A 21,236-nucleotide genomic window follows, 5' to 3' on the forward strand; every position below is an offset into this window, starting at 1 on the left:
AGACAGCCATGCGTATTAGCAGCGTTACTATGTTTGACCAAAGCACGGCGTCAATGAATCGCCAGCAAAGCGATTTTTTGAAAGTTAGCCAGCAAATTGCCAGTGGCCGCCGCGTTGTCAACCCCTCCGACGACCCTCAGGCCGCCTCGCGCGCCGTCGGTGTTGACCAGGCCAAGGCGGTCACCCAGCAATACGCTGATGCCCGCACCTCGGCGCGTAACTCGCTTGCCCAAACGGAAAGCATCCTCAATAGCGTCAGCGATGCTGTGACCAGCGCTAAGACGCTGCTAATCCAGGCATCGAGCGACACGCTCAGCAATGTTGACCGTGATTCGATCGCCAGCGAGCTGAAAGGCGTCTACGAAACCATGCTGGGCCAGGCCAATGCTACTGACGGCAACGGGCGCTATCTATTTGGCGGCTATAATGATAGTAACCCGCCCTTTATCAAAAATGCCGATGGCGCTGCCGAGTATAAAGGCGACAACAATGCGCGCGAACAGCGAGTTGATTCATCGCGGCTAATGCCAGTCACTGAAAATGGCGAATCAATTTTCAAAAGCGTACCCAGCAGTGCAGGCTATGTGGCTGAAGCGGATAGCGATAACGCTGGCAACGTGACGTTTGGTGGCCCACAGGTCAGCGATGTTAATGACGAGGGCTATGGTGATAGCTATCGCATTCAGTTCGATGAGGATGCTGGGAACAACCCGACCTATAGCATCGAGACCTATGACGAGGACAACGAAAACTGGGTTGCATACGATCCAGGCAATAATGGTGATTTTACCGATCAAGCTTACACCCCAGGCATGAGTGTTTCTTTCGGCGGGGTGTCTGTTGACCTGAAAGGCGAGCCAGAAGTGGGGGATGAAATCCTGGTAGCCCAGGCAGGTAGCGATCAACGCGAACCTAATCTGTTCCGCACCATGGAAGAAGCTATTCGCGTATTAGAAAACCCCGTTGAGACCGACGCAGATAAAGCTGATTTGCGCAACACGCTCAATACCTCGATGCGTGACCTGGATAATGCGTTGGACAACGTCCTTACAGTACGCGCGTCAGCAGGCGCACGCCTCAACGAGCTGGACGTGATCGACGCGGTGGGAAGTAATCGTAGCCTAAACTACGAACAGACGCTGTCGGATCTGGTCGACCTCGACTACAACGAGGCTATTTCCGAATACAGTTTGCGCCAGGTAGGTCTGCAGGCTTCTCAAAAAGCCTTTGTTGATGTGAAGGGTATGTCGCTGTTTGATTACCTGTAGCGTTAGTCCTGCTAATTAAGTGACACTGTTCTGAAACGTTAAAAAGCCCTTTGCCAATGATGGCCAAGGGCTTTTTATATGGCGCCAACCGTTTTCGCAGAGAGCTTAAGACAATGGCGCCAAGGTATCGATCAACCCTTGCATAAAGTCGATCCCCTGGCTGAATAGGCGCTGTAAAAAGCGCTCAAGATCCGTCATCAGCACCATCATCAACAGTAGACCGACGGTTAATGATGTTGGGAAACCGATATTGAACACCGTCAACTGCGGGGCGGAACGGTTCAAAATCCCCAGCGCCAGATTAATGACCAACAACGAGCCAACCAGCGGCAAGGCCAGTAACATGCCTGAGGCGAAAATGGTGCCTGCATAGCGGGCCATTAGCTCGAAGGCGTTGGGGTTAAACGTGCCGATGCCAATGGGCAGACTCTGGAAGCTCATCACGAGTGTTTCCAGCACCATCAGGTGGCCATTCAGAGCGAGAAACATCAGTAGCGTGACCATATATAAAATCCGCGATAGCACCATGATGTTGGTGCCGCTGGCCGCGTCAAAAAAGCTGGCAAATGCCAGACCCATCTGCAGGCCAATGAATTCCCCGGCGGCTTGAACCACGGCGAATACAATGTGCATGACCAGGCCGATGGCAATGCCAATCAGGATTTGCTCGACCATGATACCTGCGCCAGCCCAGGACATCAGCGGTACGTCGGGCATGGGAGGAAGAATCGGCGCGATCACCACTGAGATTACCGCCGCGAGGCCCACCTTGGCCTGGTTGGGGACACTTGAATGCCCCCACAGAGGCGAAGCCGCCATGAACGCGGTAATGCGGGCAAACGGCCAGATAAACGCCACCAGCCATGCCTGCAGCTGGGCAAAGGTGACATCAATCATTAGCTTACATCACCATACTGGGAATGTTGGTGAATAAGCGATGGGTAAAATCGGTGATTAGCCCAAGAAGCCACGGACCTGCCAGCACCAGGACGGCAAAGACCGCCAGAATTTTGGGGATAAACGTCAGCGTCATCTCATTGATTTGCGTCGCGGCTTGAAAAAGGCTGATGATCAAGCCAGTAAACAAAGCCGCAAGCAACATGGGGCCCGCGAGAAACAGCGTTACCCGCATGCCTTGATACGCAATCGTCATGACCATTTCAGGGGTCATTCTGCCTCCATCGTCGTAATGACGGCTATATCATGTAGAAGCTTTCAGCTAACGACCCGACAATCAGCTGCCAGCCATCGACCAGAACAAACAGCATTAGCTTGAACGGTAACGAAATGGTGATCGGCGGGACCATCATCATGCCCAGTGCCATCAACGTACTCGCAACGACCAGGTCGATAATCAAGAAAGGAATAAAAATCGTAAAGCCGATCTGAAAAGCGGTTTTCAGCTCGCTGGTAACGAACGCAGGCAGTAAAACGCGCATTGGCAAATCGTCAGGCCCCTGCATGGGACCAACATCGGCCAGGCGAACGAAGAGTGCCAAGTCGGTCTCCCGCGTCTGGGCCAGCATAAACTCACGAAACGGCACCTGCGCAAGGCGCAAAAACTCTTCAAAGTTGATAGTTTCTTCGCTTAACGGCACCCAGGCAGTGTCATAGACCTGTGCTAATACCGGCGACATGATAAAAAAAGTTAAAAACAGCGCGACGCCCAGCAGTACCTGGTTGGGTGGTGTCGCCTGGGTGCCCATGGCCGTTCGCAGCAAGCTCAGCACAATGATGATGCGCGTAAAGCTGGTCATCATCAGTAGCATGGAGGGTAAAAACGCCAGCGAACTCAGAAATAACAGCGTCTGCAGAGAAACTGACCACTGTTGGCCGCCATCTTCAAGCGGCTGAGTTGTGATCCCGGGCAGCTCTTGCGCATTACCGATGACTGGAAAGAGGCACAGCAGTAAGCCAACAACAATAAGCCACCGCCACCGCTGATAGTGCGGTTGACGCAAGGTTTTAGTCCTCATGGAGTTCGGTCTGTTTCAGAGGTAGGTGAGGGAGTTTGCCCCCGGCGCTTTTGGTTCACATTATGGGCAAGCGCCTGGGAAAATCGTTTAGCAAAGCTGGATGGTGTCTGAGGCGTCTCAGCTGGCGGTGTAGCAGGTGCCGGCCGTTCATGCAGTTTGGTAACACGACCACTGCCAACGCCCAGCACCAGCCACGTATCTTCAACCTGTACGATGACCACGCGCTCTCGATTGCCTACCGCGGCACTGCTGACGACATGAAGCTGGCCTCCAGCGCGTTTGGCGTTGCCGAGGCGCTTGAGTAATGAGGTGCACAGTAAAATGATCGCAATAACCAGCGCAAGCGCTGCTGCGGTCTTACCCAGCATGGCCATGCCAATCAGGGAATCTCCACCGCTACTGAGTGCGTCGAGCGAACCATTTTGTGTTGAAGCGGTTTCACTGCTCATCGGTTCAGTTTGTGAATGCGCTCAGAGGGCGTGATGATTTCGGTGATACGGATACCATACTTGTCTTCGATGACAACGACTTCCCCCTGAGCAACCAAATAGCCGTTAATCAGGATATCCATGGGCTCTCCGGCGAGCCCATCAAGTTCGATCACCGACCCTTGTGCCAGTTCAAGCAGCTGTTTGATGGTCAGCTTTGTGCGCCCCAGCTCAACGGTAAGCTTGACCGGAATATCCATGATCATTTCGAGATCACGCGAGGGTGTGGCGCCACCTTCCTGGGTCAGCGGGCGGAATACATCGTCGCTTGCCGCTTTGGCTTCGCTTGCGGGCGCTTCATCGGCTGTGCTGTCATCTTCTGCTGACGCTTCTTCCTCGACAGCTTGCTGTTCTGCCATCGCCGCCGCCCATGGATCTTCATCCTCGCCGTCAGCGGCTTCAGATGAGGCAGCGGTTTCTTCCTGCTCTTGTTCCGACATGGCAGATGCCCAGTCGTCGTCAGAGATGTTCTGATCGGGTTTGTTAGGATCCGTCATGCTTTAGATTCCTTGGCTTTCTGTCGCGTCGACCCTTTGGCGAGGTCGTTGGACGGTACATTGTTCATGGCGGCGTGATCAATCAAGCGTTTGACACGCAAGGCGCGCTGCTGGCGCTGGCTACCGTACTCGCACTCCATCACGGGTACGCCATCAACGTTGGCGGTAACCGTAGAGGGAATTTCCAACGGTAGTACGTCGCCTTTCTTGAGTCCCATGACATGGGAGATACGGCTGGGTATGTGTGCAAACTCAGCGACTAACTCGATTTCTGACTGGCGCAACTCACTTGCCATTCGGCGCGACCAAGTGCCGTCTTGATCGTGGTTACTGTCATTGATCGGGTTCGCCAAAAGATCGCGAAGTGGTTCGATCATGGCGTAAGGCATGCAGACCTGAAAGTTGCTCGACAGGTTACCCACCTCGATATTGAACTTCGTATTCACCACGATTTCATTGGGTGAATTAGTAATGTTGGCAAATTTTGACTGCACTTCCGAACGCAAGAAGCTGATTTCCAGCGGATAAACGACTTTCCAGGCTTCTTGGTAGGCATCAATGGCCAAGCCTAGCAGCCGGTGGATGATGCGCTGCTCGGTATTGGTAAACTCGCGTCCGTCCGATTTGGTGACAAAACGTCCATCGCCGCCAAACAGGTTATCGACCACCATGAAAACTAAATTAGGTGGAAATACGATCAAGCCAGAGCCACGCAACGGGCGCATCGAGACGATGTTCAGGTTGGTTGGCACGGGCACATTGCGCGAAAAATCACTAAAGCTCTGGTAACGAACCGATTCAACCGTTATGTCGGCGCTGCGCCGAAGCAAGTTGAATAAGCCCGTACGGAAGTAACGTGCGAAGCGCTCATTAATGAAGTCCAGGGCATGCAGTCGCTCGCGAATAACGCGATGCTGTGTGGATGGATCGTAAGGCCGTACCTTGGATTCATCCTGCGACTGGGCCGAGGAAGCTGATGACTCGTCATCACCACTGACCCCTTTGAGTAGGGCATCAATTTCTTCCTGGGACAGTAGATCGTCCTGCGACATGAACGGCTCCAGTTCCCGAAATTATTGCACAATGAATTCAGTAAACAGCACTTCACGCAGTTCAGGCGGTGGCTGGTTCTCGTCGAAAGGCTCGCTCAGCCTTTCATTGATGGCGGAGGCGAGCCGCTGTTTGCCTTCTGAGGATGTCAGCTCGCCGGCCTCCTGACCTGATAGCACTGTAAGCAGCCGACTGCGTACCTGCGGCATGTGTTCTTCCAGCAATTCACGTGTGTCTTCATCTTCAACACGAAGCGTAATACCTGTATATAACAAGCGTGTACCATGACGGTCATCGGCCAGATTAACAGTGAAAGGCTCGATAGTCAGAAACACCGGTGGCTTTGACTCAGCGACCTGTTCGGAAGTGTCTTCCGGATTATCATCGTCGCCCTGATCCAGCACCATATAAATGGCGGCTGCTGCACCGGCAGACGAGAGCAGTACTAAAATGATCATTACCCAGAGCAGTTTTTTGGGTCCGCCGCTTGATTCAGCCATTGGTCGTTCCTGTAATCTCCATGCGAGGCGTTAACGTGGCATTATGCCTAAAGCGCATGCTAGTGATGAAATGAACAGGCTCGCTTGGCGAGCCTATCTTTTGGCTTAGCATTCCAAATGCCACGTGAATGGCATGGAAGACGTGTTGCCCTGGCGGATTATCGGGTTAAGCGTACAGATCAACCCTGCCATCCAGTGTGATAGGCGCATTCAGGGTAGTTGGTGCTAAGCCGCTGCCTTCCTCGCCCCCTTCAGCGCCGGTTTGGCCGCCTGGGCCAGCCTGCTGCTGAGCAAAGCCTTGCTCGCTAGATTCGCGCTGCTCGCCAACCGAGGTTTCGCCAAGCGCAATGCCTTGCTCCGCCAGCGCCTCACGCAACTGAGGAATGGCCTGCTCGATTACCTGGCGAACCTGGGCGTGGCTGGATAAAAAATGTGCCTGGGCCCCTTGTTCGCCAAACTTCAAGGAGATGGAAAGCGCGCCTAGCTCGGCGGGATGCAGTTGCATTTGCACAAGCTGATCCCCGCCTCGCTGGGCGAACTGGACGAGCTGCTGACCTAATTGTTGCGGCCAGGCGGGACTGGTCACCGGGGTGTTGACCGCGGCAGGTGTCGGGTTGGCAGCGCTACCCAGATTGGCCGTCGGTGCAGGCTGACCGCTAGCTGCTTGTGCGGATGCCTGACCGTTGGTCTGCCCGGCGTTATTCGACGACAGAGTGTTTAACAGTGTTTCCGAGGACGAAGTGGGCAGAATCAGGTTAGCTTTGGCAGATCCGTCAGCCGCACGTCCTGATGTGTCGAGTGCGCTCACCCAGGTATCTGGAGCTTGACGAGAAGCTGACCGCGCGTCGACCTGGCTTAATAGGCTCTCCGCGCGCGAGGGCTTGCTCGCATCAGCGGTTTGAGACGAAGCACCTAGTGCTTGAGCAATATCCCCCAGCCCCCGTGATGAGCCTGATGAGGTGGTATTGGCTGTGCTGGTCGTTTGGCCCTGGGAGGCAGCGAAGGCGCTGAGCAGGCTCACCAACTGCTCTGCTTCACCTTCCTCAATGCCTAGCTGCTCGGCAAGCTCGGTGGCGGTTGGCGCCGCTTCCTCGTTGCCGGGGAGCTGTTGGGACTCGCTGGCGGTATCGCTGAAGCTTGCCATCAGCGCGAGGCGCTGGGCAATTTCATCAAGTGTGGCGTTATCCAGGCTCTCGGAAGCTTCAAGGCGGGTCATTTCCTCAGGCATTGACTCGCCACCGTCAGATGCAAAGCGTGCCACCAATGCCTCCAGGGCCTCGGGGCTGATGTCTAAACCAAGCGATTCCAGCCACCCCGACAGAGATGTGGCTTCTGTTGGCTGACCCTTATCCGTGGGGCTATTGCCTGCCTGGTTTAAAGGGGAGGTAACCTGCGCATTGGCAAGGCGCTGATGAGGCGAAACAGAGGCCTGGGAAAGCGCCTGCTGAAAGAACCCACGCGCACTGTCAGCCGTTGCCGTATTGCCTTGTTGGCTGCTGGTCGCCTGACCTTGCGTCGTTGATAGCAACTGGTGAATATTCATGCTCAGTTCCCTGGCACCGCTACTGCGGTGTCTCATTACGTTGGCGAGCCAAACGGCTAGTCACCAAATCGTCATTGGTTTTCTGTTCATAACGCTCAAGGCGTCGGTGTTCTTCCACTAGCCGTCGTGAGGTCAGTGTATCGTAGGAAGACAGCTTACGCTGCTCTTGTTGCCAATGTTGTTGACGTTTTTCCACCCGTTTTTGCTGTGCCGCCAGCGTATGGCGGGCGCGTTCCAATGCAGCATCCAGCGAGCCGAGAAATTGCTGGTAGTTGTACATCGTGGCCGGGTCAATACCGTCGCGCATCGCGAGCTGTAAACGTTCGGCGTACTCTGCACGGTAACGCTTGAGCGAATTCAATTGAGCTGTCGTCTGTTGCTCGCCTTGCCGCTCTTGAGCCAGGGCAATACCTGCCTGGTCGCGGGCTTCACGGGCTAAATCGGCAAGCATCTCCAACTGCGTTCGGCTCATGCTGACTCTCCAACCAGGGCATTCAGGGCTTGTCGTGAAGCATCGATCGTGGCGCTTTCGTTAATGTTCTGCTGCAAAAAATGCTCAAGCTCGGGAAAACGCTTCACTGCCTCATCAAGCTGCGGGTCGTGACCAGGTGAGTAGGCGCCGACGCTAATCAGGTCGCGATTACGCTGATAACGCGAGAAATACTGCTTGAAGATACGCGACTGACGCTGCTGGGCTTCGTCGGTGATCGCGGTCATTGCGCGGCTGATGGATGCTTCAATATCGATAGCCGGGTAGTGCCCGGCTTCGGCTAACGTACGCGAGAGGACAATATGGCCATCGAGAATCGCTCGGGCGGAATCCGCGATCGGATCCTGCTGGTCGTCACCCTCGGTCAAGACAGTGTAAAACGCGGTAATCGAGCCACCGCCCCGTTCCGCATTACCCGCGCGCTCGACCAGGCTAGGCAGTTTGGCAAATACCGACGGCGGATACCCCTTGGTGGCCGGGGGCTCGCCAATGGCCAGGGCGATCTCGCGTTGGGCCATGGAAAAACGCGTCAAGGAATCCATGATCAGCAGAACGTCGCGGCCTTCATCGCGAAACCCTTCGGCTAGTCGCGTGGCGTAGGACGCCCCTTGGAGGCGCTGGAGGGGAGATGTATCAGCCGGTGCGGCGACTACCACGGCGCGACGTCGGCCTTCGGGGCCAAGAATATTGTCGATGAAATCCTGTACTTCACGGCCACGCTCGCCGATCAGACCTACGACAATGACATCCGCCTTGGTATAGCGTGCCATCATGCCCAAAAGCACCGATTTGCCGACCCCCGAACCCGCGAAAAGCCCCATGCGCTGACCCCGGCCGACGCTCAGTAGTGCGTTAATCGAGCGAATGCCGACATCGATCTGAGACTCGATAGGCGCCCGGGATAGCGGGTTAAGCGGTGGCGTATCCAGGGTGGCGCGGGCAGTGTCATCCAGGTGCTCACGGTCATCGAGCGGATTGCCGTTGCCGTCAAGCACTCGACCCAGAAGCTCCTCGCCGATGGGAAAGCGTCTTGCGCTGTGGCCGCTTCCATCGCTCAGCGGTGATACGCGGGCGCCGGGCATCAGGCCTGAGATTTGCTCAAGGGGCATTAGATAGAGCTTATCCCCAGCGAACCCGACGACTTCGGCTTCGGCATAAGGCTGTTCATGATGTGCATCGCTTTTGGGTAGCTCGATTTTACAGGCGCTGCCGACCGCAACACGTAGCCCGACCACTTCGACGACCATGCCGGTTGCCCGCACGACGCGACCACTGGTGCCCACCCGCGGCAAAGCACCGACCCGCTGCGTGGTGCGGCGGATGGCTTTTTGCCAGCGGAATTGGTGAGGGCACGAAGTGGTCATGGCAGCCCCTATGACGTCGACGACTTGGATGAACTGGATTGGCGCTTGCGCTCCTGGGCTTGCACGGCTTGCCAGCGGCTCTCGAAGGTGGCATCGAGCTCGCCTTGGGCACTGGTAACACGGCACCCACCGCGGGCCAGTTGATCATCGGGCTGGAGTTTCCAGTTGGCAGCTTCAAGCTCAGACCCGAGATGCTCTGCGACAATCGCGTGATCGTCGGGGTTTAGCCACAGCCGCTGTTGGCCGACAAGCGGGGGCTCGGTATGCAGTAGCTCGCGTACCAGTGTCAAAATACGCTCGGGCGTTTCATTCAGTGCCTCGGCAGCAAGCTGTTTGCCTGTCGTTGTGGCCAACGCCACAAGGTCGTGGGCAATGGCATCGTCAATTTGCGTGAGTGCTTCCGAAAACTGCTTGGCGAGGTTGCCAAGCGGTGCCAAAGTGTCTTTTGTTTGCTGAGCAAGTTCCTGTTCGGCCTGCTGGCGACCTTCCTCAAGGCCTTTTGCCAAGCCCTCTTCATGTCCGCGGGCGAGGCCCGCCTGATAACCGTCCGCTTCGGCTTGCTCGCGTAACTTGTCGTATTCTTCCTGGCGAGCCTGCGCTTCGCGCCGCTGCGCCTCCTTGGCAGCTTTCTGGGCCGCGTCTATCTTGCGCTGATGGGGTGACTCCGAAGCTGGCGCTTCGTTATCGCCAGCGGGGCGGAGGAGTTCGTCCATCTGCCAGCGCCGCCATTGGTGATGGCGATCAAACTGCGGCGATTGGGTCTCAGACATACTCATCGTCTCCACCTGCCAGGACGATTTCTCCTGAATCCGCCAGGCGGCGCACTACCTGAAGAACCGTCTTCTGCTCGGTTTCAACCTGAGACACGCGAATGGGCCCGCGGGCTTCCATGTCCTCACGGACCAGATCAGCAGCGCGTTGGGACATGTTGCGCAGGAACTTGTCTACTAGAGCGTCCTGGGCACCTTTGAGGGCGATTACCAGTGAATTGGTCTCGACTTCCTGCAGGACCATCTGGATGGCGCGGTTGTCCAGATCGAGCAAGTTCTCGAACAGGAACATCTCGTCGATAATCTTTTGCGCCAGATCTTCGCTATGCGAACGCACGGTTTCGATCGCCGTTTCTTCCTGAGACGAATTCATCAGGTTGAGAATTTCAGCTGCCGTTCTCACGCCACCCATCTTGCTGCGCTTGAGGTTCTGGCCATCGAGCATGCTGGAGAGGACTTCGGTCAACTCCTGCAGGGCAGCGGGCTGAACGCCGCTGAAGGTGGCAATACGCAACACCACGTCGTTACGCTGCTTTTCCTCGAATAGCTCAAGCACATCTGACGCCTGGTGACGATCCAGATGGACCAGAATGGTGGCAATGATCTGCGGATGCTCATCGCGGATGAGCTCGGCGACCATCGAGGCCTCCATCAGGTTGAGCGAGTCGATCCCGGATGTTTCGGCGCTGCTTTCCAGGATGTCTTCAATCAGGCTGGAGGCGCGATCACTGCCCAGTGCCTTGGTAAGTACCGAGCGGATATGGTCGCTGGAGTTAAGGTTAAGGGCGACAAATTCTTCCGTCTCTTTATGGAAAGCCTCGAGTACCGCCTTCATGTCGTCGTGGGAGACTTGCTGAAGGCGCGTCATTTCCATGCTGATTTCCTGGACTTCCGACGCGTTCATGTATTTGAACACTTCCGCGGCGCTGTCCTCGTCCAGGGCGAGTAACAGGATGGCGCTCTTGCGAGCGCCGCCCATCTTGGCAACTACATCACTCATTGGCATTCATCCAGCTGCGCACGATCATCGCTACCATGCGGGGGTCCTCTTGCGCCATTTCACGCAGATCATTGAGGTTGTGCTCGTACAGCGATGTCTTGCGCCGGCGTTTCGGCTTTTGATACGTCTCGTCGGCGTCTTCCTCGTCTTCAGCCGACTCATCTTCATCATCCCCAACCCTGGCCTGAACGCCTGCACCAGGCGCTGCTGTCGCCATGACAGGTGACTCGGTATAGCGCTTGATAAGCGGCCTTAGAATCAGTAGGTACAGCAGCAGGGCGGCAAGCGCGACCAGCAGGTAACGACCGAGTTGCCCAGCGAGCTCCAGAGTGCCCCGACGTTGCCACCACTCCGGCGTGTCGCCCGTCTCTTCTTCGATATCGACAAACGGGGTGTTGACCACATCGATGGCATCGCCGCGCGCTTCGGAGAAACCCATCGACTGGCGCACCAGGCGCTCGATCTGTTGCACTTCCTCGTTCGAGAGAGGGACCTGCTCGGGCTCACCTTCTTCGTTGATGGTTTCACGGTAGTTGATGACAACCGCTGCTGTCAGGCGCTCGACGCGACCAAGCCGGTGTTGAATGTGTTCAATGCTGCGGTCAACTTCGTAATTGACGACATCGTCCTGCTGCAAGTTGCGAAGGGCATCCTCGGGGGCCTCTTCATCGTCTTCGCCCTCCTCACCTTCGCCGTCTTCGTCAGGCTGATTGATGGGCGAGGGCGCTATTCCGGGGGGCGTGTTGGTGAGTGCGCCCGGGATGCCGTTGCCAAGAAGGTTTTCACCGTCAAACGAGAGGCTTAACTGGCGACTGCGAACGGCGGCTTCGTTAGGCGGCTGGTTGGGGCCGTAGCGCTCAGAGGTTTCTTCCCGCTGGGAGAAGTCCACCTGTGCGGCGACCTGCGCGCGTACGTTTTCTTCACCCAAAATCGGCGTCAGGATGTGTTCGATGCGCCGCTGATAAGAACGCTCGACTTCAGCCAGGTACTCCAGCTGGCTGCCGTCAAGATCGTTGCTGCCGCCGGTGTCTGCCGACAGTAAGCGGCCATTTTGGTTGACTACGGAGACATCTTCAGGCGCCAGTTCAGGCACACTGCTCGATACCATGTGAACAATGGCGCTGACCTGACCGTCGCCAAGTACGCGCCCTGGCAATAGGGTCAGTACTACCGACGCTTTCGCAGGCTCTCGGTCGCGAATAAACACCGATGGCTTGGCCATCGATAGGTGAACGCGAACACCTTCTACAGGCCCTAGTGACTCAATGGAGCGGCTTAACTCACCTTCCAGTCCCCGTTGATAATTGACCTGCTCGGCAAACTGACTGATCCCGAACGCCTGGTTGTCCATGAGTTCCAGGCCAACATTGCCCCCTTGAGGTAGGCCCTGCTCAGCAAGATAAAGACGCAGAGAGTGCACCTGATCGCCTGGAACCATCAACGCTTGACCGTTGTCGCTGAAGCGGTAAGGCACGCCACGGCCGTCAAGTTCGGTGATGATGCGGCCGCCGTCTGCCTCATCAAGATTGTTATACAGCACGCGATAATCTGGACTGCTTGCCCACATCATGAGGACGGCAATCACGGCAATAGTCGCGGCGCCGGCCACCAGTAGAGCGACAAGCGGATTACCGCGCAACTGAGACAGCACGCGGTCAGCAAATGAAGTTTTCGTATTATCACTACCTGCGCTGTCACGAGCTGAGGGCGTGGTAGTGTTCGTCTGACGGCCCGCCGCAGCACCCGCTTCGCTCATGAATCCCTCCCTTGGGATAGGCAAAACAGGTAACTGCCTAGGCACATCACCATAGAAGGCATAGGCTAAATTCCGTCAATCGCGGTTATCCGCCGAAAAGATGAGGCGTAATTATGATGGACGCCATTATCCGGTGGCTGGGCAACCATAAAGGAACGAAAAGCCTGGCTTTTTGTACGTAATTGTCCGTATGAGCTTTGTCATACTGGTGGTAGGCTTTGCGCATTCAGCCATTTTACTGATTGAGGCGACAACATGAGTACTCCTGCCATACAGGCAACGCTGCAGCAAATGCAGGGGTTGGCCAGCCAGGCGGCAAACCAGCCAATGCAAGGTGGCGCACTTGTCCAGTCAGGAGGGCATGGCAGTTTTGGCGGCGAACTGCAGGCGTCCATTCAACGCATCAATCAGCTAAAGCTGGATGCCAACAATAAAGCGAAGGCATTTCAGGCGGGAGACCCTAATCTGGAATTAGCTGATGTCATGGTTGATATGCAAAAGGCGAGTGTTGCTTCTCAAATGGGGTTACAGGTGCGTAATCGCCTGGTGTCTGCCTACCGCGATGTCATGAATATGCAGGTGTAACCCCGTAACGCGCTATTTGTGCTACGCACTTTGGTTGCCGGTTTCTGTGAGAGTGATTCAAGCTTCCAATGAGACAAACCGGCCGCGCATGTCTTGCAGTTGTTCGGCAATGCGGATGACTTCCTCGGCGGGAATCTGGCGAATAATATCACCCGAATCACGGTCAACGACACGAGTAATGACTCGCGACGAATTCTCGCTGATCTCAAACTCTATCCCCCGCTCTCGCATCACCTCATTGATGCGCTGGACGGGCTCGACGAGCTCCCCGGCAGTGGGTTCAATTTGTTGATTCTCACTGAGTTGGCTTCCGGGTGCTGGAAGGTTCTCCAGTACGTCGTCAAGACGCTGGCGCGGCGAAAGCGTATTCAACTGAGCTGTCTGAATGCGGTTGATAGCGTCAATGCTGGATGAGTTCATCGTTCGTGTTCCCCTGTTTTCGTATCCACCCCTGGTTTGCCAGCATTAGCTGATGACCTCTGTTGGCACGAGGCTCTATTGGAGCGGCTTTTTTTAAGCTTTTAGCTTCTGATACTTACGCTAAAGTTATCGGCTCGGCTAAAGATAACTTTAGCGGCGGCGAAGCCGTGCTTGTAATTAAGTTAATTTTGACACCCAGCTCAGTATAGTCACTAGTTGAAATCTTGCATTTAGGGTGAGTGGCGCATCCTGGTTATTGTCAGCTTCTGGTATTGTGTAGCACTTTGCGCATAATCCGCTGAGGCAATGGGAGAGGTGAGGAGAGCATGGTGGCCCCTGAGGAAGAATATGAGCGAGTCGCAAACCCGGTAGCGGTGGCGTCGCTATTGGATACATTGGTGGAAAGCGGCGGTGCGTCGCTTTGTTTGGAAGGTGATAGCGGGCGGCCGGAGCCGGTCGTGCTTATGGAGCAGCACCCGGGCGAAACGCTGGTATTGGATCTTTCGTCGGTAGACTATCTGCTCGGCCGTCTTCAGGAGGGAAAAGCTTTTTACCTGGTGGGCGAAACGCAAGGCAAGGTGTTGCGCACGCCGTTGCTATCGTTAACCGAAACCCGCCGCGCCGGCGGGCGTTTTTTATGCTGCAGTGATTATCCGGCGTATCTGGACGTGCTTCAGCGGCGCGATGCTTTTCGTGCCGAGCTTCGCATTGGTATGCCGGTAGCCGCTAGGGTTAGCGTGCCAGGCCAGGAGGCGATCCATGGCGAGTTGCGCGACTTGTCCCAGAGGGGTTGTCAGTTGGAATTGCCCATGACGGCAAGCGGTATGCTGGCAACCGCTGAAGGGCCTCTGGATATTGCCTTCGAGTTTCCCGACGGGACGCACTTTGAGATTCAGGCCTTGGCTCGCCATCAGCGCCCGGACCCGGAGCGGAATTTACTGCGCGTCGGATTTTATTTCGGTTCATGCAGTGCTGATCAGGAGCGTCAGGTCTGGTACTTCGTATGTGAGATCGAGCGGGAGTCGGCTCGATATTCCAAAGAAAATCAGGAGGAGCGCCAGCCATCGCCACTATTTACCTCGCCCGCTGGTCGAGTGGGCGCCGGTGAGCATGTCGGGCGGCGCGATGTAAAGCGCTATGCCACGCCAATGGCTCGCCGGCTGGTCAAGGTTGCCGCGTTTCTTGATGGGCAAATGCTGGCGCTGCAGCAAGGCAGTGATATCGATTCACGCCAACTTTCCTTGCATGCCGACCGGTTAATGGATCTGCATGAAGAGGATCGCGAATCGCTGCTTTTCGCTTGTCGGTGCCTGTCGCCCGAGCCGCTACTGGTCCGCCATGGTATCTCCGTGGCGGTTCACTTGCTGGATTTGGTCGGCGCCGGTATGCCTCGCGATGTTCGCAAAGCAGTGGTTGCCAGCGGTCTGGTCCACGACTTGGGCAAGGCACTGGTGCCGCAGGTGCTGTTTAAAGCTGCTCACTTTGAGGCGACGCACCGCCAGGCCTTGAGTGAACACGTTCCGCTTGTGCTGGAACGACTGGATAGTTGCCAGTGGCTATCTTCGGGCGTTGCGTCTGCCGTGATCGGGGGTATTAACGAGCGGATGGACGGTAGCGGCTATCCGGATGGGGTGGCGGGAGAGTCGTTGAACGAGCTTGCCAAGGCCGGCGCCATTGTGGATGTCGCGGAAGCCCTGCGGCGCGACCGGAGCGATCGCCCCGCGAAAACCGCACAGCAAATTTACCGCCATCTGCTGACCCATTCCCATCAGTTTGACCCTCGTTGGATCAAGCGCTGCGTCGCGCATTTTAAAGCCTTGCCGGTTGGCGCCTTGGTGCGCTTTTCCAGTGAACAGTTGGCGTGGGTGTTGCGTATTGATGAGCAGGGTAACCTCGAGGAGGTTCAACTGGCGGCGTCAGCGAGTGCACCGATGCGCGATAATCTGGGTGAGACGATACGCGGTAATGTTGTCGAGAAGCTGGGGCGCCCGGTGAGTGAGGTGGCTGTATCGACATAGCGGTGACTTTTGCAGCGGGTAGATATCAGGCGAAGAAAAACACCTTGAAGCATTAAAGTCGCTATGTCGCTCGCCGATAATCATTAAAGGTAGGCGTTCCCAGCGATATGCTTGCCAGTAATTTGCTTAGTGGCTGACCGCATCCGGTCGCCACGCGATGAGGAGTATCACGTATGACATACTCGCGCGGTGCAGCCGCCTATGGTCGAGGGGCCAATGCGTATGCAAGGGTTGGCGTTGAAAGCGGCGTGATGTCGGCTGATCCCCATCAGCTGATCGTTATGCTATTCGATGGCGCGCAAGCCGCTATTCGCGCAGCCCGTATCCATATGCAAGCGGGTAACTCAGCTGAGAAAGGACGTTCCATTTCGAAAGCGCTCGATATCGTCAACAATGGTCTGGCGGCGGCACTCGACCTCGAGCAAGGCGGCGATATTGCAGAGCAACTAGGCTCCTTGTACAGCTATATTGCACGTCTGTTGTTGACCGCTAATTTGCGCAACGACGAAGCGAGCCTGGACGAAGCCGAGCGGCTGCTTGAGGACATTGCTTCTGCATGGCGCGAAATTGGCCAACGGCAATCTGCATGAGGCACTAATGGCGGCTTCCACCACGACTCGAGATGACGCGCAACAGACGCTCATTGATACCTATGCGGCGCTACTCGATAGCGTTATGCATATGCATGAACTCGCCGATAATGATCAGTGGGCAGAGTTGATCGATCAGCGGACCCACTATGTCCTGCTGGTGGAAAAGCTGCGCGAGTTAGACACGTCGGTAACGCTCGAATCTTCTGCACAGCAGCGTAAAGCAGAGCTTCTGGAAGCGATTCTGGAGCAGGACGTGGAGATCCGTCGACAGCTTATTGCCCGTCGTGATGAATTGGGGCGGTTGATCAATGTGTCTCAACGTCAGCGCAGCTTGCACCGTGCCTATGCGCCGCAGCAGGCAAGTGACAATGCGTTTGGCGATAACAATGATCAGGCGCCGAGGTCGTCGTGAGTACCATTAATCCGCTGATCGATACCCTGCTTCATCAGGTGTTGGGGCGGCGGGGCGATGCGTCGAGCCAGCGGTTAATGGATCAGCCGATCAAGCCGGTCGTGCCGGGCGAGGGTCCGCGTGCCCTGATGGGGGATGCGCGCCTGGATGGCCGTGATGCAGCCTCAACGGCGCTGCGCGATACGGCGCTGAGAGATATGAGGGGGCTGCCGCCCCAGTTAGACGGCGGACGACAGCCTCAGCGAGGTGATGCTCAGGCATTGCCGCCTGGCTCAACCCAGACGCACTTTAGCCCAGCGGCACGCAGTATTGCGGATGTATTGCTGCGCTTTCCTGCGCCACCCACCGTCATGCGTGCCGAAGCGCCATTGATGAATGCGACTGAGCCGCCGTCATCAACGCAGTTGGCGACGCGGCTTGAAGCCAGCGTGCGCGACAGTGGCCTGTTTTATGAGGCGCATCTCAAGCGCTGGTTTCAAGGTGAAGCCAGCCGACAGCAGCTATTGAGAGAGCCGCAAATGCAGCCTGGCCCGCGCGCTTCGGTACCCACGCCCTTGGTATCGACAGCGCTGGGGGCTGGTCTGGTGCCTCAAGGTGGGGGGAGTGGAATGCCGTCATCCGGCATGGTGCCTGGTGGCGCCTCACCAATGCTGATAGCGCCACCGACGCCGGGTAATGCCGCCATATTGCCCAATACATCGTTAATACCGGCTGCCAGTGACTCCGCGGCGGCGCGTGCACCGATGGGCAATATACCATCCAGCACTCAGCCGCCGGTTGGGAGTCCGGGAGCATTTAACACGGCTGAACTCGCCACCCATGCGAAAGAGTCGCAGCAAGCGAACATTGATGCGCGTCTGGCTCGCGACACCTTGGATATCATGCCCAACCGCCAACCGCGCGAAGTAGTGCATGAAAGTCTGCAAAGTTTGGTGCGTCAGCAGCTTGAAATGCTGGTGACGCCTACGATCCGCTGGGAAGGGGACGTATGGGCGGGCATTTTTATGGCGCTGGCGATTAACCTGCCGACACGCGGGCAGCAGCAGGAAGACGGGGAAGGGCAGGAGGCGCCTGAGGACAGCTGGCAGTCCGACATGCAGCTTGACGTGCCGGGTTTTGGTGCCTTTAGCGTGTCACTACGGCTTTATCGAGGTGTTTTGAACATTGATTTAACCGCCAGTGATTCGTTAGTCCATCAACGTCTGGATGCCGGTGTGCCTGCGCTTGAATCGCGCCTGGAGGCGCTGGATCTGCGTAAGGTCCAGGTTCGCGCACGCTATGTCGAGGAGGCACCGGATGTCCTCGGATGAATCAAGACGTCAGGCCGTGGCACTGGCCTATCAAGACCATGAGCGGGCGCCACGGGTTGTAGCCAAGGGTTATGGCGAGCTGGCTGAGCGCATCATGGCCGAGGCACAGCGGCAGGGTATTTATGTACATGACGCGCCCGAGCTTGTCGCGTTATTGATGCAGTTGGATTTGGACGCGGAGATTCCTGCCAACCTGTATCAGGTCATTGCCGAGCTGTTGGTATGGGTATTTGAGTTGTCGGAGGCTGGGCTACATAAGCGTGAGAGGGCTGAGTAGCCAATACAAACGTGGTATGCAACCATGATGTTTGGATCAGTATGAAAAAAAACCACTCATGGCGCCAGTACCACAGCAATAGAGGCGTCAGTTTCGTTCGATAGGCCACTATGAGTCAAACCAGCTTTCTCGATGAAATACAGGAAATCAATCTAGCGTACTTGCTGCTTGCACAGCGCTTGTTGAGTGAAGACCGTGAGGCCGCCATGTTCCGTCTGAAAATCGACGGCGAGGTGGCGGATCTTATCGTATCGCTCAACGCCCGGCAGCTGACCAAGCTATCGCGAACCAATCAGTTGATTTGCCGGTTCGGTCAGGCAAGCGTCGAGCGCTTGAAACAGGTGACAGCCAATCCGCGTGATCAAGGCCTCGCTAGTCTGCATGCGTCGCTGTTGCTGGCTGGCGAAGAGTACGAATCGATGCCGCCGGAGGACAGCACGTGAGTCAAAAAAGCTTGGTAGACGAAATGCACCAGGTGCAGCTCGCTATTGAGCTGATTGAGCTTGGGGCAAGGCTACAGGTGTTGGAGACGGAGACAGAGCTTAGCCGCACCCGTCTCATCAAGCTGTACAAAGAGGTAAGAGGGATGTCGCCGCCAAAAGGCATGCTGCCGTTTTCGACCGACTGGTTTATCACTTGGCTGCCCAACATCCACTCCTCCTTGTTTTACAACATTTATACCAGCTTGGTGGAAGAAGCTGGCTGTGAGCGCATTGATGCCTTTGTGAAGGCCTATCGGCTATACGGCGAGCAGATTGATGTTGAGGGCGTAGAGCCGGTTTTGGGGCTGACGCGCGCCTGGACGCTGGTGCGTTTCTTTGAGAGCGACTTGCTCCAGCTGACGCCGTGTACACGTTGCGGTGGTCACTTTGTCGCTCACGCCCATAACCCGATGCACGACTATGTGTGCGGCATTTGCCAGCCGCCATCCCGGGCAGGCAAAACGCGGCAGATGTGTAAATCGGCATCGGACATTACATGACTTTTTGACGTAACGGGTCACCGTTGGTTCCGTTATAGACCATTGAAATAGCGAAGGACACTGCCTGTGCTGATCCTCTTAGGTTACATCGTTGTATTATTTTCGGTATTTGGTGGCTACGTGCTGGCAGGGGGTAGCTTAGGCCCCCTTTTTCAGCCGCTTGAGCTTTTAATGATTGGTGGTGCTGGTGTCGGGGCCTTTCTTGCCTCTAACAACGGCAAGGCCATCAAGGCTACCTTCAAAATCATGCCGAAGCTGAAGCGCACCAAGAAGTACAACAAAACGATGTACATGGAGCTGATGGCGTTGCAGTACAAGCTGCTTTCCAAGGTTCGTCGTGAGGGCATGTTGGGGATTGAGCGGGATATCGACAACCCTCAGGAAAGTCCGTTGTTTCAGGAACACCCCACAGTGTTGGCGGATCCGCACATCATGAATTTCCTCACCGACTATCTACGCCTGATGGTCAGCGGCGGCATGGAGCCCATGGAAATTGATGAGCTGATGCTGCATGAAATTGAGGCGTTCGAGCAGGAAGCCCACATCCCTATTGACGCGATTGCCAAAGTCGGCGACGCGATGCCCGCCTTTGGCATCGTGGCGGCGGTAATGGGCGTTGTGAAAGCGCTGACCTATGCCGATGCTGGTCCGGAACAGATGGGGGAGATGATCGCCCACGCGCTGGTGGGTACCTTCCTGGGGATTCTGCTGGGCTACGGGTTTATCAGCCCGATATCCAGCACGATTGATCGACAGGCGAAAGAAGCGGAAAAAATGCTCCAGTGCGTTCGCGTGACGCTTTTGGCGAGCCTGCACGGCTACGCGCCTCAGTTGGCAGTTGAATTTGGCAGGAAGGCGCTGCACAGCACCGAGCGTCCCACCTTTAATGAGCTGGAAGACTACGTACGCGACGCGAAAAAGGCTGGTAGTGCATGAGTGCGGCGGGAGATAAGCGGCCGATCATTATTCGGCGCAAGAAAGTTGTGCATGCACACCACGGTGGCGCATGGAAAATAGCCCTTGCCGACTTCATGACCGCGTTGATGGCGTTGTTCCTGGTGCTATGGATACTCAGTGTATCCAGCGACGAAGAACGCCAGGGCGTCGCCGAATATTTCAGTACGCCGCTGACGACTGCGATTACCGGCGGTGACCGCTCCGGAAGCACGAGTGCGATTCCTGGCGGTGGTCCAGATCCGACGCATAGCGATGGTGAGCGCGCCCGCATTGATTTAAGGCAGGCGACGCGTCCCAGCGAGCAAGAGCGGCGCTTTTTCATGGACGTACAGGAACGCATCGAACGCGCCATCGAGCTCGACCCTGAACTACGCCAGTTGCGTTCACAGCTGCGTTTTGACCTGACGCGCGAGGGCTTGCGTATTCAGGTCTTGGATACTGAGCAGCGCCCCATGTTCGAGTTGGGCAGCGACCAAGTCGCCCCTTACATGCGTAATCTCTTGCGGACCATTGCGCCGCTGCTCAATGAGTTGCCCAACGACCTGAGTATTGGGGGCCACACGGATAACGTGCCTTATGCCGGTGGCTATCGTGGGTACAGCAACTGGGAACTGTCGAATGATCGAGCCAACGCTTCCCGCCGCGAGTTGGTCACGGGGGGACTTGATCCGGGTCAACTGTTGCGCGTTTCCGGTTATGCAGACCGGGTGCTACTGCCCGACACTGAGCCCGACGATCCGATTAACCGGCGCATTGAGTTGATTGTGTTATTGCCCGAAATTGCCGAGGCCATCCGCAACCCGGTGGTAATGGAGACCGATGTTTCCAGGGTGCTATCAGAAACCGCGGAAGACGCAGGTGGTGTAGCTGACGATGCGCCACCGGCTGAAAACCCGGAGCAAGCGATAGACCCAGAACAACCAGACTTAGAACAAGAGGCAACGAGCGCCGAATAACGCTGCGCTTGTGCTAACACTTTG

General features: G+C 56.3%; 25 protein-coding genes. 11 read left to right on the forward strand and 14 right to left on the reverse strand.

Translation table 11 applies throughout. From position 1 onward, the window contains the following. Positions 1–8: 8 nt before the first annotated feature. The gene (flgL, locus tag HXW73_RS00360) at positions 9–1,268 is read left to right on the forward strand and encodes a flagellar hook-associated protein FlgL (protein ID WP_186254398.1); all 1,260 of its coding nucleotides are present in this window, start codon (positions 9–11) and stop codon (positions 1,266–1,268) included. A gap of 105 nt (positions 1,269–1,373) precedes the next feature. Here the strand turns inward: flgL and fliR are convergent, their stop codons facing one another. The 13 genes from fliR to fliF form a co-directional block, all read right to left on the reverse strand. Continuing rightward, positions 1,374–2,165 carry a flagellar biosynthetic protein FliR gene (fliR, locus tag HXW73_RS00365; RefSeq protein WP_186254399.1) on the reverse strand — a complete coding sequence of 264 codons (792 nt, stop codon included), beginning with the start codon at positions 2,163–2,165 and terminating at the stop codon, positions 1,374–1,376. 4 nt (positions 2,166–2,169) lie between these two features. Beyond that, positions 2,170–2,439: a flagellar biosynthesis protein FliQ gene (gene fliQ / locus HXW73_RS00370; protein ID WP_066318890.1), complete on the reverse strand. Its 270-nt coding sequence runs from the start codon at positions 2,437–2,439 to the stop codon at positions 2,170–2,172. 25 nt (positions 2,440–2,464) lie between these two features. Then, positions 2,465–3,193, reverse strand: coding sequence for a flagellar type III secretion system pore protein FliP (fliP, locus tag HXW73_RS00375; RefSeq protein ID WP_186255864.1), 729 nt, complete (start codon positions 3,191–3,193; stop codon positions 2,465–2,467). A 47-nt stretch (positions 3,194–3,240) separates the two neighbouring features. After that, entirely contained in the window at positions 3,241–3,693 is a 453-nt protein-coding gene (gene fliO, locus HXW73_RS00380) for a flagellar biosynthetic protein FliO (RefSeq protein ID WP_186254400.1), read from the reverse strand. After that, positions 3,690–4,229: a flagellar motor switch protein FliN gene (gene fliN, locus HXW73_RS00385; RefSeq protein WP_186254401.1), complete on the reverse strand. Its 540-nt coding sequence runs from the start codon at positions 4,227–4,229 to the stop codon at positions 3,690–3,692. The genes fliO and fliN overlap by 4 nt, the downstream gene beginning before the upstream one ends. Beyond that, positions 4,226–5,281 (reverse strand): flagellar motor switch protein FliM, encoded by a 1,056-nt coding sequence (fliM, locus tag HXW73_RS00390; protein ID WP_186254402.1) that lies wholly within the window; start codon positions 5,279–5,281, stop codon positions 4,226–4,228. Before fliM ends, fliN begins: the two co-directional genes overlap by 4 nt. Before the next feature lie 21 nt (positions 5,282–5,302). Next, a complete protein-coding gene (gene fliL / locus HXW73_RS00395) occupies positions 5,303–5,779 on the reverse strand; it encodes a flagellar basal body-associated protein FliL (protein WP_186254403.1) in 477 nt (158 codons plus the stop codon). 166 nt (positions 5,780–5,945) lie between these two features. Next, positions 5,946–7,322, reverse strand: coding sequence for a flagellar hook-length control protein FliK (locus HXW73_RS00400; protein WP_186254404.1), 1,377 nt, complete (start codon positions 7,320–7,322; stop codon positions 5,946–5,948). Positions 7,323–7,341: 19 nt separating this feature from the next. After that, positions 7,342–7,794 (reverse strand): flagellar export protein FliJ, encoded by a 453-nt coding sequence (gene fliJ, locus HXW73_RS00405; RefSeq protein WP_186254405.1) that lies wholly within the window; start codon positions 7,792–7,794, stop codon positions 7,342–7,344. After that, on the reverse strand, positions 7,791–9,176 hold the full coding sequence (gene fliI, locus HXW73_RS00410) for a flagellar protein export ATPase FliI (RefSeq protein WP_186254406.1): 1,386 nt from the start codon (positions 9,174–9,176) through the stop codon (positions 7,791–7,793). The genes fliJ and fliI overlap by 4 nt, the downstream gene beginning before the upstream one ends. A gap of 8 nt (positions 9,177–9,184) precedes the next feature. Beyond that, on the reverse strand, positions 9,185–9,946 hold the full coding sequence (locus HXW73_RS00415; RefSeq protein WP_186255866.1) for a flagellar assembly protein FliH: 762 nt from the start codon (positions 9,944–9,946) through the stop codon (positions 9,185–9,187). After that, positions 9,939–10,952 carry a flagellar motor switch protein FliG gene (gene fliG, locus HXW73_RS00420; protein ID WP_240538678.1) on the reverse strand — a complete coding sequence of 338 codons (1,014 nt, stop codon included), beginning with the start codon at positions 10,950–10,952 and terminating at the stop codon, positions 9,939–9,941. Before fliG ends, HXW73_RS00415 begins: the two co-directional genes overlap by 8 nt. Then, complete coding sequence (gene fliF, locus HXW73_RS00425) at positions 10,939–12,702, reverse strand: flagellar basal-body MS-ring/collar protein FliF (RefSeq protein ID WP_186254407.1); 1,764 nt, start codon at positions 12,700–12,702, stop codon at positions 10,939–10,941. Before fliF ends, fliG begins: the two co-directional genes overlap by 14 nt. 255 nt (positions 12,703–12,957) lie before the next feature. Between fliF and fliE the strand changes: the two genes are divergently transcribed. After that, positions 12,958–13,287, forward strand: coding sequence for a flagellar hook-basal body complex protein FliE (fliE, locus tag HXW73_RS00430; RefSeq protein ID WP_186254408.1), 330 nt, complete (start codon positions 12,958–12,960; stop codon positions 13,285–13,287). 57 nt (positions 13,288–13,344) lie between these two features. On the opposite strand, the gene HXW73_RS00435 is transcribed toward fliE, so the two are convergent. Further along, the gene (locus tag HXW73_RS00435) at positions 13,345–13,707 is read right to left on the reverse strand and encodes a flagellar protein FlaG (protein WP_186254409.1); all 363 of its coding nucleotides are present in this window, start codon (positions 13,705–13,707) and stop codon (positions 13,345–13,347) included. A gap of 326 nt (positions 13,708–14,033) precedes the next feature. Here HXW73_RS00435 and HXW73_RS00440 point away from each other — a divergent pair, with 326 nt between their 5' ends. The 9 genes from HXW73_RS00440 to motB all read left to right on the forward strand — a co-directional run bounded on the left by HXW73_RS00440 (position 14,034) and on the right by motB (position 21,212). After that, entirely contained in the window at positions 14,034–15,725 is a 1,692-nt protein-coding gene (locus tag HXW73_RS00440) for an HD domain-containing phosphohydrolase (RefSeq protein ID WP_186254410.1), read from the forward strand. A 173-nt stretch (positions 15,726–15,898) separates the two neighbouring features. Next, the gene (gene fliS, locus HXW73_RS00445) at positions 15,899–16,315 is read left to right on the forward strand and encodes a flagellar export chaperone FliS (RefSeq protein WP_186254411.1); all 417 of its coding nucleotides are present in this window, start codon (positions 15,899–15,901) and stop codon (positions 16,313–16,315) included. A 7-nt stretch (positions 16,316–16,322) separates the two neighbouring features. Further along, the gene (fliT, locus tag HXW73_RS00450; protein WP_186254412.1) at positions 16,323–16,730 is read left to right on the forward strand and encodes a flagellar protein FliT; all 408 of its coding nucleotides are present in this window, start codon (positions 16,323–16,325) and stop codon (positions 16,728–16,730) included. Further along, complete coding sequence (fliK, locus tag HXW73_RS00455) at positions 16,727–18,040, forward strand: flagellar hook-length control protein FliK (protein WP_186254413.1); 1,314 nt, start codon at positions 16,727–16,729, stop codon at positions 18,038–18,040. Before fliT ends, fliK begins: the two co-directional genes overlap by 4 nt. After that, positions 18,027–18,317 carry an EscU/YscU/HrcU family type III secretion system export apparatus switch protein gene (locus HXW73_RS00460; protein ID WP_186254414.1) on the forward strand — a complete coding sequence of 97 codons (291 nt, stop codon included), beginning with the start codon at positions 18,027–18,029 and terminating at the stop codon, positions 18,315–18,317. The genes fliK and HXW73_RS00460 overlap by 14 nt, the downstream gene beginning before the upstream one ends. Positions 18,318–18,427: 110 nt before the next feature. After that, complete coding sequence (flhD, locus tag HXW73_RS00465) at positions 18,428–18,760, forward strand: flagellar transcriptional regulator FlhD (protein WP_186254415.1); 333 nt, start codon at positions 18,428–18,430, stop codon at positions 18,758–18,760. After that, positions 18,757–19,299: a flagellar transcriptional regulator FlhC gene (gene flhC / locus HXW73_RS00470; protein ID WP_186254416.1), complete on the forward strand. Its 543-nt coding sequence runs from the start codon at positions 18,757–18,759 to the stop codon at positions 19,297–19,299. Before flhD ends, flhC begins: the two co-directional genes overlap by 4 nt. A gap of 66 nt (positions 19,300–19,365) precedes the next feature. Continuing rightward, entirely contained in the window at positions 19,366–20,235 is an 870-nt protein-coding gene (gene motA, locus HXW73_RS00475) for a flagellar motor stator protein MotA (protein ID WP_186254417.1), read from the forward strand. Beyond that, positions 20,232–21,212 carry a flagellar motor protein MotB gene (gene motB, locus HXW73_RS00480; protein ID WP_186254418.1) on the forward strand — a complete coding sequence of 327 codons (981 nt, stop codon included), beginning with the start codon at positions 20,232–20,234 and terminating at the stop codon, positions 21,210–21,212. Before motA ends, motB begins: the two co-directional genes overlap by 4 nt. The last annotated feature ends 24 nt before the right edge of the window (positions 21,213–21,236 follow it).

Source organism: Halomonas sp. SH5A2 (assembly GCF_014263395.1).
Classification (GTDB): Bacteria; Pseudomonadota; Gammaproteobacteria; order Pseudomonadales; family Halomonadaceae; genus Vreelandella.